Origin of the sequence: methane-oxidizing endosymbiont of Gigantopelta aegis (assembly GCF_016097405.1) — a bacterium.
Taxonomy (GTDB): domain Bacteria; phylum Pseudomonadota; class Gammaproteobacteria; order Methylococcales; family Methylomonadaceae; genus Methylomarinum.
The window spans coordinates 315,958-331,672 of the sequence record NZ_JAEHGD010000002.1; the positions used below are offsets into that span (position 1 = coordinate 315,958).

Below are 15,715 nucleotides of genomic sequence, written 5' to 3' on the forward strand. Positions count from 1 at the left end.
CTGTCTAGCTGCGTTCTCTGATTCCTGCGGTCTGCTGAGGAATCAGAGAGTAGCGCTCTAGGTGTATTTAAATTAATGATTCACCCTGTTTTCAATCAGGTCAGTCACGACCGAAGGGTCGGCTAAGGTGGAAGTATCGCCGAGGTTGTCGAGTTCATTGGCGGCTATTTTACGCAATATGCGGCGCATGATTTTACCAGAGCGGGTTTTAGGAAGGCCGGGTGCCCACTGGATGACGTCGGGTGTGGCGATGGGGCCGATTTCTTTTCTGACCTGTTGGATGAGTTCTTGTCGCAGTGTTTCGCTGGGTTTTACGCCGACATTTAAGGTGACATAGGCATAGATGCCTTGTCCTTTTATATCATGCGGGAAGCCGACCACGGCCGCTTCTGCAACATCGTCATGCAGAACTAAGGCGCTTTCAATTTCTGCAGTGCCCATGCGGTGGCCGGAGACATTAATCACATCATCAACCCGGCCGGTGATCCAGTAATAGCCATCTTTGTCACGCCGTGCGCCATCGCCGGTAAAATAGTAGCCGGGGTAGTTTTTGTAATACGTATCTATAAAGCGTTGGTGATTGCCGTATAGCGAGCGTGCCTGGCCGGGCCAGGGTGCGCTGATGGTGAGCAGGCCTTCCGCTTCGCCTTCGAGCTCATGACCGTCGTTGTCAAGAATTTGGGGCTGTATGCCAAAGAAGGGCAGGGTGGCCGACCCCGGTTTTAGGTCGGTTGCACCAGGCAGTGGCGTGATCAGGATACCGCCGGTTTCGGTTTGCCACCAGGTATCGACGATGGGACAACGGCCGTTGCCGACGACATGATAATACCATTCCCAGGCTTCGGGGTTGATAGGCTCGCCGACGCTACCTAAAATTCTTAAGCTGCTACGGTCGGTACGGGCGACAAAATCATCGCCTTGCGCCATCAGTGCGCGAATCGCTGTGGGAGCGGTATAAAAAATATTGACCTGGTGTTTGTCGATGACACGCCAGAAGCGGTCGGCTTCAGGGTAGGTGGGGACGCCTTCAAACATTAAGGTGGTTGCGCCGTTACACAGCGGGCCATAAATAATATAGGAATGGCCGGTTATCCAGCCGATGTCGGCGGTGCACCAGTAAATATCGCCTTCATGATAATCAAAAATATATTTATGGGTGATGGCAGAATAGAGTAGATAACCGCCGGTGGTATGCAGAACGCCTTTAGGTTTACCGGTGGAGCCGGATGTGTACAGAATAAACAAGGGGTCTTCAGCATCCATAACTTCAGGTGTGCACTCACTCGAAGCTGTTTTCATCGCCTGGTGATACCAGATGTCGCGGCCTTCTGTCCAAGGTATGTCATTACCGCTGTTTTGGATGACGATGATATGTTCGATACATGGGCATTGAGCTGCGGCAATATCGGCATGGGTTTTGGACGGGATAGTTTTGCCGCCGCGATAACCTTCATCGGCGCAAATCAGGATTTTACAATCGGCGTCGAGGATGCGGTCTTTTAAGGCATCGGCTGAAAAGCCGCCGAATACGATGGAATGAATGGCGCCAATGCGAGTACAGGCCAGGATAACGCTGGCGGCTTCGGCCAGCATGGGCAGGTAAATACAGACACGGTCGCCTTTACGGACACCGAGTGATTTTAATACATTGGCAAATTTACAGACCTGCTCGTGCAGTTCTCGATACGTTATTTTTTTATCCTGACCTGGGTCGTCGCCTTCCCAGATGATAGCGGTTTGATCGCCGCGGGTGGCCAGATGTCTGTCCAGGCAGTTGACGCTGACATTGAGTTGACCGCCTTCAAACCAGCGGATTTTACCTTCTGGAAAGTCGTATTCCAGGGTGTTATCCCAGGGTTTTATCCAGTCCAGAAAGGTTTTGGCCTGTTCTGACCAGAATGTTTCTGGGTCATCGATGGATTGCTGGTAAAGTTCTTGATAACGCGCTTTGTCAATATGGGCGCGACGTGCAATTTCAGGGGCTACCGGGTAAATTTTGTGTTCAGACATGTGGCATTCCTTTTACTGATCGAATTAGCAAAATACCTTAGTCAATTTGATTTGAAATTGCACGAATTTTTTTTAGCTTATCGACTTGCCAATGGGGTATAGCCCAGTCGAGTACATCCTGTGCAGAAGCATGTTTTAATTCTGATGGGGGGTGTTGATTTAATTTTTGTAATAAATGCCACAGCGTTTGACCGGGGTTGTGTGCAGATACGGCTTCGGCCTGCGTTTGTTTACTCAGTTTTATGCCATGCGAGTCAACGATGAGTGGGATATGCATGTATTCAGGTTGAGCTAAATCTAATTGTTGCTGAATATAAAGCTGGCGTGTGGTTGAGTCGAGTAAATCAAGGCCGCGAACAACCTGGGTGATGTGTTGCTGTTGTTCGTCAATAACGACGGCGAGCTGATAGGCGATGATGTTATCTTTGCGTTTGACAATGAAATCGCCTGTGGTTTGAGGCAGGCATTGTTGAATTTTGCCTTGCAGGCGGTCGATAAAATGAATAGGCTGGGCATCGGTTTTGATGCGCAGTGCATAAGGCTGTTGTGAGGTATGGGTGTTTTTGCGGCAAAATCCAGGGTAAACAGAACCTGATTGCGCCAGTTTTTTACGGCTGCAGGAGCAAGGATACAGCATGCCATTTTGGTAAAGCCGGTCGATAGCGGCGTCATAATCTGCAATATGCTGGCTTTGATAATAAACAGGGCCATCCCAATATAGTCCAAGTTTGTCCAGAATAAACAGGATTTGATCGCTTGCCTCCGGCAGAATCCGAAACCGGTCTAAGTCATCAATGCGTAAACGCCATTGGCCATGATGATGGCGGGCGTCAAGAAAGCTGGCCAGGGCTGTATAAAGTGAGCCAAGGTGTAACGGGCCGGTTGGGGAGGGTGCAAACCGACCGATATAGGGCTGTTTTCCGGTTTCTGAAGCGTTCAACCCTGAAGTTGTTTTTCGCGAATTTCGTCGAGTGTTTTACAATCGATGCACAGCGTTGCCGTCGGCCGTGCTTCCAGGCGGCGAATGCCAATTTCAACGCCGCAGGTTTCGCAATAGCCATAATCGCCTGATCCAATTGCATCGAGTGCTTCATCAATTTTTTTAATTAACTTGCGTTCTCTGTCGCGGGTGCGTAATTCCAGGCTGAATTCAGATTCCTGTGTAGCTCTGTCGTTGGGGTCAGGGAAGTTTGCCGCATCATCTTGCATATGGTGGACAGTTCGATCCACTTCTTCCATCAATTGAGATTTCCATTGTTTTAGCAGCGTCTCAAAATGTTTGAGTTGCTTTTCATTCATGTATTCTTCGCCTTTTTCTTCTTCATAAGGCGTAAAATTCAAATCGTTAGCGTTTCGATTCGCGTCAGTCATCCCATAACTCCTAAGCAATTTTAAAAACTGCGCATTTTTAACAGAATAAGATAACCATAGCAAGAAATTTGTTATGATTTTGCTCTTTTAATCTTAAAAAGATGTTTATGAATATTCCAGTCGCCAAACGTATGCACGATATTTCGCCATTTTATGTTATGGAATTACTAAGGCGGGCTAAAGAATTAGAGCAGCAAGGGTGCGATATTATCCACATGGGGGTCGGGGAGCCGGATTTTCCAACGCCAAGGCTTGTATTGCAGGCCGGCAAGAATTTCTTGGCAGATGGCGATATAAAATACACAGCAGCCGCAGGTTTGCCGGCGTTACGCGAAGCAATAGCCGATTATTATTTGCAGCACTATCGCGTTAAGGTGGATGATAAGCGCATATTTATCACGCCTGGTGCTTCTGGAGCTTTTTTATTAGCCTTAGGGGTGACGTTGAATCCAGGGGAAGAGGTATTGATGGCCGATCCCTGTTATCCCTGTAATCGTAATTTTATTCGGTTGTTTGACAGTGTTTCGCGACCACTCGCGGTTTCGGCCGATACGCGTTATCAGTTGGATGCGGATTTAATCAGACAAAACTGGACGCCGGCCACTAAGGGCGTGTTAATTGCTTCACCATCGAATCCGACCGGAACGGTGATTGAAAACCGGGTATTGCAGGCGGCTATCGAGCAGACGCAACATCTGGGGGGCTGCTTTTATTCGGATGAAATCTATCATGGCTTGGTTTATGGTGCGCAGGCCGAGACGGCGTTACGCTATAGCGAGGATGTTTTTGTTATCAACAGTTTTTCCAAGTTTTTCGGTATGACCGGTTGGCGTGTCGGTTGGTTGGTGGTGCCGGATACAATGGTTGATGTTGTCGAAAAACTGGCGCAGAATATTTTTATTGCGACACCGACGCATTCTCAATATGCTGCGCTGGCGTCTTTTTCTGAGCAAAACTGGGCTGAGTTGGAGCAGCGTCGGCAGATTTTTGAAGGGCGGCGCGATTTTCTGTATCAAAAATTGCAGGCTTTAGGGTTTGAAGTGCCCTGTAAGCCAGAGGGTGCGTTTTATATTTATGCCGATTGCAGCGCATTTACTCAGGACAGTTTTCAATTTGCCAAAGACTTGCTGGAGGCCGAAGGTGTCGCGCTGACGCCGGGTAAGGATTTTGGTAAAAATGAGGCGAATACGCATATTCGGTTTGCTTATACGGTGTCAATCGCTAGAATGTCGGCTGCTTTAAACCGATTGGAACGTTTTTTATGTCAATTCAACAAATAACACCGTTACAACTTCAACAAAAAAGAACGCAGCAACCGGATTTGAAAATTTTGGATGTGCGTGAACCGCATGAATTTGAATTTGCACATATCGTAGACAGTATTTTGATTCCTTTAAGCCTGATCCCTTTGAAAATTGAAGAATTGGACAGGGATGAAGATTTGGTGGTGTTATGTCATCATGGGGTTAGAAGCATGATGGCCTGCCGGTTTTTAGCCAAAGAGGGGTTTGAGAATCTTTATAATCTCGCCGGTGGAATCGATGCCTGGTCGGTAGAATGTGATTCAACTGTGCCAAGATATTGATTTTCAGGTAAAATGGGCGATTTTTTGCAGACATTCAAGAGATAAAAATGTTTCTACAAGACTTTTATCGCCAGGACGATAATGCTGTTGTTCGCATTACAGCAGACCAGGCCAGTCATTTTGCCAAGGACGTCGCCGGAGATTTCAACCCGTTGCATGACGCTGATTCCAAGCGTTTTTGTGTGCCGGGTGATTTATTGTTTTCATTGGTGTTGGAAAAATATGGTCTCAGCGAAAACATGTTATTTGAGTTTGTCGGCATGGTAGGTGATGGTGTTGGATTGCACTTTCCGGATACTGATAGCGATGTTTTTGAGGTTACCGACGATAACGGCAAAGCCTATTTACGGGTGACCCGGTCGGGCAAAGTTAATCATGATAAAACCTTAATCGAATCGTTTATTCGCGATTATGTTGCTTTTTCAGGTCATAATTTTCCGTATGGTTTAGTGCCCTTGCTTGAACAGGAACAGGTGATGTTTAACCTGGATCGGCCATTGGTTATTTATGAAAGTATGACCATTGAATTTAAAACCGTTGATTTTTCTCAGCCAAAACTGGAAGCACTCACACCGGAATTTAGCGTGAACGGCAAGCGCGGATCGGCAAAATTACATTTCCAGATTAAGTCAGGTGATGATGTGGTGGGCTTAGGCTTTAAGAAACTGGCGGTGAGCGGGTTACGTGCTATGGACAAGCCGGCTTTAGATCAGTTTGTTGAAAACTATCTGGCGCGTAAAGAGAATTATCTGCAATCGGCCTGATGTTAATCGATGTTCCTTACGTGAATTTGTTATATTTTCCGTAGCAGCGGCTTCAACTGCGATTGACAATTAAGCCGTTTAATCGCAGCTGAGGTTGCTCATATCTTGCAATCACTAAAACGGGCTGGTCAAAGTTGGGTCGAAAACGGCTCAATGATGACGCGGTCACCTTCTTTTATGTCCGTGACATCGGCTTCTAGCACGATATAGCAATTCGCATGGCTTAATGCACCGAGTTGGTGTGAGTCTTGACCATCGGCAGGAGACACACGTAAATCGCCCGATGTGTCTTGATGAAAAATACCGCGTTGAAATTCCAGTCGCCCCGGAATCTTTTTCAAGTCGGCTTGAAGTGTTGCGCTCAGACGTAAGGGTTTGATGGCCTCGAGCCCCGATAACCAGGCTAAGGCAGGCTGGATGATTTTTTCAAAGGTGACGTGGGCGGAAACCGGGTTACCGGGTAAGGCAAAAAAATAGCACGCGCCGAATTGACCAAAAGCCAGTGGTTTTCCCGGTTTTATCGCCAGTTTCCAGAAATTTATCTGTCCTTCGCGGGTCAGTATGTCGGCGATAAAATCGGCATCGCCAACCGATGCGCCACCGGTGCTGATGAGGACATCAAAATCCTGAGCAGCTTGCCTTATGCTCGTTTGTATAATCTGTTTATCATCCGGAAAGCAGCCTAAGTCGCTGACACTTAAGTTCGGATTGTTGAGTAGACCATGTAGTGCGTAGCGATTACTGTTATAAATCTGGCCGTTTTCAAGAGTCTGGCCCGGTGATTTTAATTCGTCGCCGGTGGAAAAATAGGCGACGCGAATTTTGCGTCTTACTCGAACCGCATAAATTCCGACCGAAGCCAGTAATGCGCAATCGACCGGGCTGAGCCGGCGGTTTTTCTGCAATACGACTTGGCCGCGCTTGATGTCACTGCCTTGGCGGCGGATAAAGCGTTTTGCTGGGCAGTCGGCCGGGAATTCAATTAGCTCACGTTGTTGTTTAACCTGTTCCTGCATGATCACGCTATCGGCACCTTTTGGAATCACGGCGCCGGTAAATATGCGAACGCATTCTCCAGGGTTTATTGACCTAGGGTAAGGTTTACCCGCCCAGGATACGCCGATTTGTTTAAGCCTGAAGGGCTGTCTAGCTTGAATATCCTGGCTGGAAAAGGCATAACCATCCATCGATGAGACATCTGCGCCCGGCACATCGATGGGGGCATAGATGGTTTCTGCTAATACGCGGCCTAAAGCTTGTTTTAGTTCAATGGTTTCACAGGCCGTGATGGGCGTCAGGCTATGCTTGATTTGCTGCAGGGCTTGTTCTAGGGTCAGTAGCCCGCTTTCGTGAGTTAAACAGAGGTCTTTCATACGCTCATCCATAAACCGAAGAACGAAATCTTGGATTTGTTCAACATTGTTTAAATCCAATGCGGTGACATGGGGGGGTAGCGGTAGGGGGGTATCGCTGGCGACAGCAATGATGCTGTCATCATCAGGATAAAGTAAGGGTTTGTTTAGGTCGGTTCTGTAGACTTCAATTTTTGGGAACTTTTCGGCCTTGAAACCTTCAACCAGAATCAAATCGACACTGTGTTGCTCAAAGGCGTCGAGTTGATCCTGCAATTTGGGCTCTTGAACCGTACTGAATTCGGTGATGATGGCACGCCGGTGGGCCGATACCAGCAGCACCGGCGAAGCTCCTGCTTTCCTTAGGCGATAGCTGTCTTTGCCGGGCTTGTCGATTTCAAAATTATGGTGGCTGTGTTTGATAATGCCTACGTTAATGCCAGACTGCTTTAAACGTGGGATTAACTGTGTTAACAAGGTCGTTTTACCGGTTCCACTATAGGCTGCAAATCCTAGTATCGGGGTGGCGCTTTTTTGCATGCTAATCTGTTAAGCCTGTGCGTTAAAAATTTCCTATTATCCGTATTCTGTTGTGAGCTGTCTTGAAAAAATCTGTAAAAATGAAAACGACTGTATTTTTAAACGGTGGCCTGCGTTAGCATAGGTGGTTGGTGATGAACGGTACTATGAACTTGAAAACGACTCGGTTTAATACATTTGATGAAGCTTTGATTCAAGGCGATTTAGAGACAGTTTATCAGACGATGATTCAAGCTGTCAGCGGGCATGGTGGCTGGTGGAATGCTTTGTGGGAAGCTGAAATTGTTGGTGATAAACCGATTACGCAAGTAGGCGGACGCGTCAAAATTACGGTTCATAGTTTTTTTGATGTTTATTTTTACGCTAGAACAGTCGCCATCAAGGATTTAGAACGCTTGCACGTGGAATTTTATGCAGGAGATTTTTTGGGTTATGGAATCTGGTTGTGGGAAGCTAAAGGTAATAAAACACGCATCAGTCAGGAATGGCATGCATCGCCTAATAGCTTAAAATTTCATTTGGCGTCTAAGCTTATTGATATTGAAATGATGCATTCCAAGATTATTCACAAGGCGTTTAATACATTCAATCAATATTTATGTGCATCAAACGAACGGCGTGTTGACTGATTGAGTCTGACGCTGTTCTTTTGAATGTGGAGAATAGAAAGGAAGGAGAATTATGATTCGGGTCGTGTTGTTAGTTATCGTATTGGCGATGATTTTTTGGTTGATGCGATGGTTTTTGAAAACACCGGCACAAGAGGTTGCGAAAGCGATAAGAAAAAGCGGTTTGATGATTTTGGCCGGACTTTTTATCGTGCTGACGTTGACAGGGAAGCTGAATTGGCTGGTTGCGGCGGCGAGTGTGGTGGTGGCAGGATTGTCCAGGATGCTGCCTGTTCTATTGCGTTATGCGCCGCAATTGCAACGATTATGGCTATGGTTTTATACGCAACGCGGGGCTGCCCAGTCGGATGGAAAGCAGGCCAATATGGCGTCTGCAAAGATGAGCCGCGCACAGGCTTATGAGATTTTAGGCTTGAAACCCGGCGCTAGCGAAGATGACATTATTCAGGCACATCGAAAATTAATGCAAAAACTTCATCCTGATCGGGGCGGCTCCGATTTTCTAGCGGCACAAATCAATCAGGCCAAAAAAGTTTTGTTAGGGTAAGTCATTGGCCCGTTTGATTGCATCTTTATTCATTCTCGCATTATTGACAGCCTGTGGCGGCAGACATTATGCGCCAGTCAGAAGTTATGGTTATGCACAGGATATTCCGAAAACGCAAAAATATTATGTTGTGCATAAAGGTGACACACTTTATGCGATCGGTCGGCGTTCAGGTCACGGTTATAGGAAACTGGCAAAATGGAATAGACTGAAATCACCTTATAGGCTGGAAATCGGCCAAATCATAAAATTGTTTGATGATCGAAAAAGGTCAGCAGTCGCTTCTTATCGTAAACAAAAAACGCGATATCAATCACATAAAAAACACAAAACACCTCATAAAACGCGAAGTCGTTCACAGAAAAATCCTTCTTTATCATACGGTAACAAAAAACTGTTAAAGTTAACTTGGCAGTGGCCGTTAAGAGGGAAGATTGTTAAATCTTTTTCTCAAACCCAGAACAAAGGAATCGATATTAGCGGAAAACCCGGGCAAAAAGTTAGAGCAGCGGCTTCCGGGAAAGTGGCTTACAGTGGAAAAGGCTTGGTCGGATACGGAAATTTACTCATCATTAGACACAATGCCATTTACCTGAGTGCTTACGCCAACAATCGTCGATTACTGGTTAAGGAAGGGCAGTACGTTAAAAAGGGACAGGTGGTTGCCGAAGTTGGGCGAAAACGAGGAGAAAAACCTTCGTTGCATTTTGAGATAAGAAAAAAAGGGAATCCGGTAAATCCATTGCGGTATTTACCTAAATAAATAATATCAAAGGTGGCTAAGGCCATTTCGGGAGGTGTTTTATGACAAGCGAAGTAATTGAATTCTTAAACGATAATGTGACAGTTGTTCCTGAGGTTAATGTTTTTGATTTGATGGCAGGAGGGGCTAAACAGGTTGATGTAAAAGAAGATATTATCGATGATAGTGTTAACGATAGTTCTTTTGATGCAACGCGGGTTTATTTGAATGCGCTGAGTAAATCGAAGTTGTTGTCCGCCGATGAGGAAAAGGTTTATGGGCGACGCGTTTTGCAGGGCGATGAGGATGCCCGCAAGATTATGATCGAAAGTAATCTGAGATTGGTGGTTAAAATTTCAAAACGCTATTTAAACCGAGGATTACCTCTTTTGGATTTGATCGAAGAGGGAAATCTGGGGTTGATTCGCGCGGTCGAGAAATTTGACCCTGAGAAAGGGTTTCGGTTTTCAACCTATGCAACGTGGTGGATTCGTCAAACCATTGAACGGGCGATTATGAATCAGACACGCACGATTCGCTTACCGATTCATATTGTGAAAGAAATGAATGGTTATTTGAAGGCGCAACGAGCTTTGGCGCAGGAATTGGATCATGATCCGTCGGAAGAAGAAATCGCCGCTTATATGGATAAACCGGTTCAAACCGTCAGCAAAATGTTGAAACTGAATGAGCGGGTAACATCGATGGATGTTGCAGGGGGCAAAAATTATGACAAGCCACTGGTTGATTTTATCAGCGATGAAAAAATCGCCTCGCCAGTGGAGCAATTGCAGGAAGACAATATTAAGGATAATGTAACGCACTGGATCTATCAATTAGCCGAAAAACAACGCGAAGTGATTGTCCGTCGCTATGGTTTATGTGGGCATCAGTCAGCGACGTTAGAGCAGGTGGCGAATGAACTGGGTGTTACGCGTGAACGTGTTAGACAAATTCAGATGGATGGTTTAAAAAGGCTGAAAGAGATTCTGGACGCCGGCGGCTATTCGTTTGAAGCGATTTTTCAATAGAGAATAGCTTTTCTTGTTACTGCACCCGCATTAGCGGGTGCTGTAACCTGAGGTTTTAAGCAAAAACGTCTGCAATCTGGTTTTGAATTTTTTCAGCCATCGCTTTTCTGTTTTCAGCATCCCGAATGGGTCGTCCGACAACAATATAATCGGCACCATTTTCAAACGCTTGTTCAACACTGACGACACGTTTTTGATCATCCTCTTCACGATTATCGACCGGCCGTATTCCCGGTGTAATGACCAATAGTTTATCGTCTAGTTCTTGGCGAATCATTTTGACTTCCAGTCCGGATGATACAATGCCATCACAACCAATCTGCAAGGCCCGTTTTGCACGGGACAGGACTAGCTCACGCACATCACATTTGAAGCCCAAATCATCTAAGTCGCCACGATCTAGACTCGTCAAGGCGGTAACAGCTAGAACTTTTAAATCGCCTTTGTTAGCGGCTGCCGCTTCCATAATGGCATCGTTTCCATGAATAGTTGCCAGATCGACGCCTTTATTGCTCAAGGCTTTGATAGCACGCCCGACGGTAGCGGAGATATCGAAAAATTTTAAATCGACAAAAACTTTTTTATTTCGTGCTTTTAGCCATTCGATAAAGCCGAAATAGTCGCCAGACATGAATAACTCCATACCAACTTTATAGAAAATAACCGAATCACCCAGTTCTTCAACCAGTTTTTTAGCTTCTTCAATGCCGGGTACATCCAAAGCCATGATCAAGCGTTCACGGACGGGAATGGGTTTTGTGGAAATAAAAGTCTCTGTCATATTCGATTCCATGTAGATAGTCTAAAAATCAGTCAAACCAACCATATTACCGCAACTGAGGAACAGCGTGAATGGTAAAATAGCGTAATGACAACGACATTGATACAAATGGCACTGATTATGCTGTTAGGAACAGCTTGGCGCTTTGTAAAACCGGGTGGTTTGAGTGCAGAACAGACCCGGGAAGTGCTGACGACAGTGATCTATTATCTTTTTCTGCCTGCCTTGGTGGTTGATGTATTGTGGAAAGCCGATATAGGGCTGCAATCTCTGGCATTTACGGGGTTGGGGGCAACGGCCGTTATCTGTGGGATGATTTTGGCCTGGGTGCTTTGTAGAGTGTTTAACTTTACGTCCGCTAGAACCGGCGCCGTCATTTTAGCCTCGGCTTTTCCGAATGTAACCTATTTGGGCTTACCGGTTTTAGAGCAGGCTTTTGGCGAATGGGCACGTTCGGTGGTTATTCAGCTCGATTATTTTTCTGCCAGTCCGTTACTGTTTACGTTAGGTGTGGTTATCGCGAGACATTATGGCCGGGAATCACATAAACCCCGCTTTATCTTGTCTTTTTTGAATACACCGCCATTTTGGGCGGCTTTTATTGCGGTTTTATTGAATCAGAATCATATTCCTGAACCCGACTGGTTGTTGGGGGTGTTACAAAAGATGTCGGCAGTGGTCGTGCCCATTATGTTGTTTTCTTTGGGACTGGCGTTGAACTGGTCGTCTATGCGTATTCAAAATATACCATTTGTGTTGCCGGTGGTCCTGGTCAGAATGCTTTTAATTCCTATGTTGTTATTAGCGATTGCCGACAACTTTCCGATATCATCGCGAGAAAAAGCGGCGGCTATTCTGGACTTATCGATGCCCAGCATGGTGTTAGGCATTGTTTTTTGCGATCGTTACAAATTAGACAGCGGTTTATATGCCATGTCGGTGACGGTAACCACATTATTGAGTTTAGTCATGCTTCCATTTTGGTATCAACAGCTATGAAACCGCGCGTCGAAATTTTTTCCCAGGGTGAGGAGGTTGTCAGCGGTCAGATTGTGGATAGCAATGCCGCTTGGCTTGCCTCTCGCTTGAATGATATGGGATTTCGGGTGATTCGGCACAGTGCGGTGGGCGATGACCTGGCCCATTTGCAGGCCCTGTTACTGGAAATTGCCGAACGCGCCGATTGTTGTGTCTGTACGGGAGGGCTTGGACCTACCGTCGATGACTTGACCGCAGAGGCGGTCAGCTATGCCTTTCAGCGGCCATTATTACTGGATGAAGAGGCGCTATCACAGATCCAGGCTTATTTTAAGCAGCGACAACGAGAGATGGCGGCAAGCAATATAAAACAGGCTTTATTGCCTGAGGGCAGTATTCGGCTGGATAATCATTGGGGAACCGCGCCTGGCTTTGCCATTCAATTTAAACAGTGCTGGTTTTATTTTATGCCTGGCGTACCGTCGGAAATGAAACAAATGTTCAATCATAGTATAACGCCCCGATTACGCCATGATTTTACGCTCAATCCCGATACGCTGATTATTTTACGTCTGCTGGGATTAGGTGAATCGGATATCCAGCAGAAATTATCAGACTGGACCTTGCCGGATAAGGTGAGATTAGGCTTTCGCACAACGGCCGATGATATTGAAGTGAAATTGTTTTTTCCAGCAGCTTTCAACGAATCAGAACGAGGTAAGGTGGTAAATGCTTTAGCCGCCTATTTAGGGGATAGCGTTTATTGTATCGAGACCGGTGGCCGGCATACGTCGCTGCACGCGATGATTGCCGAAAGCTTGCAACAAAAAAATCTGCAACTGACGCTCATCGAAAGTATCAGTTCCGGCGCCATCAGTGCGCGTTTTGCAGGTCATTCCTGTTTGCGGCTGGCGCAGATCTATCCGAATTTAGACGGTGTGTGGGCGGATAAATCGATGAAATATGTTGCACATGAGTTGGCCGAACCGGTGTTGGCTTTAGCGGATAATATTGTGTGCTTAGTGCAGCTTTATACAGACGAAAAACAACAATTGTTCAGTTATCTTAAGGGGTCTTCAGGTGAGATATGCCATGAACGGTTTCTGACAGGAACAATCGAACAAAAACAACAGCGAGCGACGATAGTCGCTTTGGATTTAATCAGAACCTATCTTAAAAAATAATGCCTTTATTACGTTTGAATCAAGTGTCCATGGCCTATGGCACACATGCTTTACTGGACAATGCCCAATTTCAACTCGATCCCGGTGAAAGAGTGGGATTATTAGGTCGAAATGGTGAGGGAAAATCGACCTTGATGAAAATTATTGCTGGACATATTGCCGCTGACAGTGGCGAAGTTTGGCGTCAACCCGAAGTTCGTATCGCTTGGCTGGAGCAGGCGCCTGAGCTTGATTGTGACGATACCATTTATCAGGCTGTTGCCAGTGGCTTAGGGCATTTAGGGGATTTAATCAATCAATATCATGCTGTATTGACCGAAATGGATGGTAGTGCGCAGTCATTGGCACAATTGGGTGACATTCAACAAAAACTGGAAGCCGAGGATGGCTGGGGTTTGCAGCAGCGGGTAGAAACTATACTGGATAAATTAGCGTTGCCGGCCGATGTCAAGGTCAATACTTTGTCGGGTGGCTGGAAACGGCGCGTCGCATTGGCTCGGGCATTGGTGATAGAGCCGGATATTTTATTGTTGGATGAACCGACTAACCATCTGGATTTTGACAGCATTGCCTGGCTGGAAGAGCAGATTTTAAATTACAAAGGGGCGGTATTGTTCGTCACACATGATCGGGCATTTTTACAAAAGCTGGCGACACGCATTGTCGAGCTTGATCGCGGCAAACTAGTGTCGTGGGCGGGGAACTATCAGGATTATTTGCGCCGAAAAGCGGCGGCTCTGGAGGAAGAGGCTCGGCAAAATGCCGAATTTGATAAAAAACTAGCCCAGGAAGAAACCTGGATTCGACAAGGCATCAAAGCACGTAGAACACGTAATGAAGGCCGGGTGCGGGCGTTACAAAAATTACGGGCAGAAAGAGCGCAGCGACGTAATCAGCAGGGGACGGCAAATGTCAATTTGACCCAAGCTGAAGCTTCTGGAAAAAAAGTTATCGAAGCCAAGCATGTGACGTTCGCCTATGGCGATAAGGTTGTTATTCAGGACTTTACAAGCCGTATCGAGCGTGGCGATAAGATCGGTTTGTTAGGGCCAAATGGTGCCGGTAAATCGACCTTGCTAAAACTGCTACTTAAACAACTGGAACCGACTTCGGGTACGGTTGAACACGGCACACGTCTTAAAATCGCTTATTTCGATCAATTACGGGAGCAATTAGACCCGGATTTATCGGTGGCCGACACTGTGGCTGAAGGTAGCGAATTTATCGACTTCCCAGATGGCCGCAAACATGTCATGTCGTATCTGGCCGATTTTCTGTTTCCGCCAGCGCGGGCAAGATCGCCGGTTAAAAGTTTATCCGGAGGTGAAAAAAACCGTTTACTGCTAGCAAAATTATTTACTAAACCGGCTAATTTACTGGTAATGGATGAGCCCACCAACGACCTGGACTTGGAAACTCTGGAGATTTTAGAGCAAAAACTAGTGGAGTACGACGGCACGTTATTGTTAGGGGCTGTTGCCATTTCACATAGGTAACCATAAAAAGGCGCAAGCCAGAGCGATAGAGCCTTCAAAATTTCGTTTGAGTTTGTCATATCGCGTGGCGATCGCTCTGAAATGCTTAAGTCTTGCAAACACATTTTCAACGAGATGGCGATATTTGTAGAGACACCAATCCATTTCATCATTTCCCCGAGTTGAATTCTTTTTCTTGGTGTCAGCAACTATATAGTCACCTTTTGGGAGCTCTGCAACTAATTTCGGTGCTTCTTTACAGTCATGAACTTCGCCGCCTGTCACTGAGAAATGAATAGGAAGACCACAGGCATCAACGGCCATATGAATTTTACTGGTGTTCCCGGCGACAGATTTCCCTATCGCTGTTTCTTGTTCACAGGCCGCACCACTACTATGCTGATGTGCTTTCACAATACTCCCATCAATAAATTCCCATTCCAGGTCTGGATCAACAACCAAGGCGTTAAAAATACCCATCAGTTTTTCTTTACGAGACCAGTCATTGAATCGTTTATATACCGCATTCCAATTACCAAAAGCCGTGGGTAAATCTCTCCAGGGACAACCTACTCGCAAGCGATAAAAAATACCTTCGACTGTTTTTCGAAGACAAGGTTTGTCATAAATTCCCATTTTCAACATAATTATCTTCAGTTTCTCCCAAAGTTCATCCGTAAGCATTTGTCGGGGCATAGTACAGCCCCTAGTCAGTCATGACCGGCA

15 protein-coding genes and 1 pseudogene are annotated in these 15,715 nt (G+C 46.1%); 10 read left to right on the plus strand and 6 right to left on the minus strand.

Annotation, left to right across the window (positions count from 1 at the left end; genetic code table 11):
• Positions 1–72: 72 nt before the first annotated feature.
• From acs to dksA, 3 genes are read right to left on the minus strand one after another with little or no spacing between them, the layout of a single operon-like run.
• The gene (acs, locus tag JEU20_RS12365; RefSeq protein WP_198246466.1) at positions 73–2,010 is read right to left on the minus strand and encodes an acetate--CoA ligase; all 1,938 of its coding nucleotides are present in this window, start codon (positions 2,008–2,010) and stop codon (positions 73–75) included.
• Positions 2,011–2,047: 37 nt separating this feature from the next.
• The gene (gluQRS, locus tag JEU20_RS12370) at positions 2,048–2,950 is read right to left on the minus strand and encodes a tRNA glutamyl-Q(34) synthetase GluQRS (RefSeq protein ID WP_198246467.1); all 903 of its coding nucleotides are present in this window, start codon (positions 2,948–2,950) and stop codon (positions 2,048–2,050) included.
• Positions 2,947–3,381: an RNA polymerase-binding protein DksA gene (dksA, locus tag JEU20_RS12375; RefSeq protein ID WP_198246468.1), complete on the minus strand. Its 435-nt coding sequence runs from the start codon at positions 3,379–3,381 to the stop codon at positions 2,947–2,949. The genes gluQRS and dksA overlap by 4 nt, the downstream gene beginning before the upstream one ends.
• Positions 3,382–3,488: 107 nt before the next feature.
• Here dksA and JEU20_RS12380 point away from each other — a divergent pair, with 107 nt between their 5' ends.
• Genes JEU20_RS12380 through JEU20_RS12390 form a run of 3 tightly spaced genes read left to right on the plus strand, consistent with a single transcriptional unit; the run spans position 3,489 to position 5,730 of the window.
• Complete coding sequence (locus tag JEU20_RS12380; protein WP_198246469.1) at positions 3,489–4,661, plus strand: pyridoxal phosphate-dependent aminotransferase; 1,173 nt, start codon at positions 3,489–3,491, stop codon at positions 4,659–4,661.
• Positions 4,643–4,966, plus strand: coding sequence for a rhodanese-like domain-containing protein (locus tag JEU20_RS12385; RefSeq protein ID WP_198246470.1), 324 nt, complete (start codon positions 4,643–4,645; stop codon positions 4,964–4,966). Before JEU20_RS12380 ends, JEU20_RS12385 begins: the two co-directional genes overlap by 19 nt.
• A gap of 47 nt (positions 4,967–5,013) precedes the next feature.
• Complete coding sequence (locus JEU20_RS12390; protein ID WP_198246471.1) at positions 5,014–5,730, plus strand: DUF3581 domain-containing protein; 717 nt, start codon at positions 5,014–5,016, stop codon at positions 5,728–5,730.
• Between the two features lie 128 nt (positions 5,731–5,858).
• Here the strand turns inward: JEU20_RS12390 and JEU20_RS12395 are convergent, their stop codons facing one another.
• Positions 5,859–7,622, minus strand: a complete 1,764-nt coding sequence (locus JEU20_RS12395; protein ID WP_198246472.1) for a bifunctional molybdopterin-guanine dinucleotide biosynthesis adaptor protein MobB/molybdopterin molybdotransferase MoeA — start codon at positions 7,620–7,622, stop codon at positions 5,859–5,861.
• A 134-nt stretch (positions 7,623–7,756) separates the two neighbouring features.
• Between JEU20_RS12395 and JEU20_RS12400 the strand changes: the two genes are divergently transcribed.
• Genes JEU20_RS12400 through rpoS form a run of 4 tightly spaced genes read left to right on the plus strand, consistent with a single transcriptional unit; the run spans position 7,757 to position 10,571 of the window.
• Positions 7,757–8,251: an SRPBCC family protein gene (locus JEU20_RS12400; RefSeq protein ID WP_214657311.1), complete on the plus strand. Its 495-nt coding sequence runs from the start codon at positions 7,757–7,759 to the stop codon at positions 8,249–8,251.
• Between the two features lie 52 nt (positions 8,252–8,303).
• Positions 8,304–8,798 (plus strand): DnaJ domain-containing protein, encoded by a 495-nt coding sequence (locus JEU20_RS12405; protein ID WP_198246474.1) that lies wholly within the window; start codon positions 8,304–8,306, stop codon positions 8,796–8,798.
• A gap of 4 nt (positions 8,799–8,802) precedes the next feature.
• Positions 8,803–9,561, plus strand: coding sequence for a peptidoglycan DD-metalloendopeptidase family protein (locus tag JEU20_RS12410; RefSeq protein ID WP_198246475.1), 759 nt, complete (start codon positions 8,803–8,805; stop codon positions 9,559–9,561).
• Positions 9,562–9,602: 41 nt separating this feature from the next.
• Positions 9,603–10,571, plus strand: coding sequence for an RNA polymerase sigma factor RpoS (rpoS, locus tag JEU20_RS12415; protein WP_198246476.1), 969 nt, complete (start codon positions 9,603–9,605; stop codon positions 10,569–10,571).
• 55 nt (positions 10,572–10,626) lie between these two features.
• On the opposite strand, the gene pyrF is transcribed toward rpoS, so the two are convergent.
• Positions 10,627–11,352: an orotidine-5'-phosphate decarboxylase gene (gene pyrF, locus JEU20_RS12420; protein ID WP_198246477.1), complete on the minus strand. Its 726-nt coding sequence runs from the start codon at positions 11,350–11,352 to the stop codon at positions 10,627–10,629.
• A gap of 87 nt (positions 11,353–11,439) precedes the next feature.
• Here pyrF and JEU20_RS12425 point away from each other — a divergent pair, with 87 nt between their 5' ends.
• The 3 genes and pseudogenes from JEU20_RS12425 to JEU20_RS12435 all read left to right on the plus strand — a co-directional run.
• Positions 11,440–12,351, plus strand: a complete 912-nt coding sequence (locus tag JEU20_RS12425) for an AEC family transporter (protein ID WP_198246478.1) — start codon at positions 11,440–11,442, stop codon at positions 12,349–12,351.
• Positions 12,348–13,514: a competence/damage-inducible protein A gene (locus JEU20_RS12430; RefSeq protein WP_198246479.1), complete on the plus strand. Its 1,167-nt coding sequence runs from the start codon at positions 12,348–12,350 to the stop codon at positions 13,512–13,514. The genes JEU20_RS12425 and JEU20_RS12430 overlap by 4 nt, the downstream gene beginning before the upstream one ends.
• Positions 13,514–14,983: pseudogene (locus JEU20_RS12435) on the plus strand (ATP-binding cassette domain-containing protein); the annotation flags it as partial. The gene JEU20_RS12430 and the pseudogene JEU20_RS12435, both read left to right, overlap by 1 nt.
• Before the next feature lie 15 nt (positions 14,984–14,998).
• Here the strand turns inward: JEU20_RS12435 and JEU20_RS12440 are convergent.
• Positions 14,999–15,685 carry an IS5 family transposase gene (locus JEU20_RS12440; protein ID WP_198246481.1) on the minus strand — a complete coding sequence of 229 codons (687 nt, stop codon included), beginning with the start codon at positions 15,683–15,685 and terminating at the stop codon, positions 14,999–15,001.
• Positions 15,686–15,715 lie beyond the last annotated feature (30 nt).

What these genes read in the sequence shown, in the direction of transcription:
- acs (WP_198246466.1), bottom strand. Translation starts at nt 2,010, where the DNA reads ATGTCTGAACACAAAATTTACCCGGTAGCCCCTGAAATTGCACGTCGC.
- dksA (WP_198246468.1), bottom strand. Translation starts at nt 3,381, where the DNA reads ATGACTGACGCGAATCGAAACGCTAACGATTTGAATTTTACGCCTTAT.
- JEU20_RS12380 (WP_198246469.1), top strand. Translation starts at nt 3,489, where the DNA reads ATGAATATTCCAGTCGCCAAACGTATGCACGATATTTCGCCATTTTAT.
- JEU20_RS12385 (WP_198246470.1), top strand. Translation starts at nt 4,643, where the DNA reads ATGTCAATTCAACAAATAACACCGTTACAACTTCAACAAAAAAGAACG.
- JEU20_RS12390 (WP_198246471.1), top strand. Translation starts at nt 5,014, where the DNA reads ATGTTTCTACAAGACTTTTATCGCCAGGACGATAATGCTGTTGTTCGC.
- JEU20_RS12395 (WP_198246472.1), bottom strand. Translation starts at nt 7,622, where the DNA reads ATGCAAAAAAGCGCCACCCCGATACTAGGATTTGCAGCCTATAGTGGA.
- JEU20_RS12400 (WP_214657311.1), top strand. Translation starts at nt 7,757, where the DNA reads ATGAACGGTACTATGAACTTGAAAACGACTCGGTTTAATACATTTGAT.
- JEU20_RS12405 (WP_198246474.1), top strand. Translation starts at nt 8,304, where the DNA reads ATGATTCGGGTCGTGTTGTTAGTTATCGTATTGGCGATGATTTTTTGG.
- rpoS (WP_198246476.1), top strand. Translation starts at nt 9,603, where the DNA reads ATGACAAGCGAAGTAATTGAATTCTTAAACGATAATGTGACAGTTGTT.
- pyrF (WP_198246477.1), bottom strand. Translation starts at nt 11,352, where the DNA reads ATGACAGAGACTTTTATTTCCACAAAACCCATTCCCGTCCGTGAACGC.
- JEU20_RS12425 (WP_198246478.1), top strand. Translation starts at nt 11,440, where the DNA reads ATGACAACGACATTGATACAAATGGCACTGATTATGCTGTTAGGAACA.
- JEU20_RS12430 (WP_198246479.1), top strand. Translation starts at nt 12,348, where the DNA reads ATGAAACCGCGCGTCGAAATTTTTTCCCAGGGTGAGGAGGTTGTCAGC.
- JEU20_RS12440 (WP_198246481.1), bottom strand. Translation starts at nt 15,685, where the DNA reads ATGCCCCGACAAATGCTTACGGATGAACTTTGGGAGAAACTGAAGATA.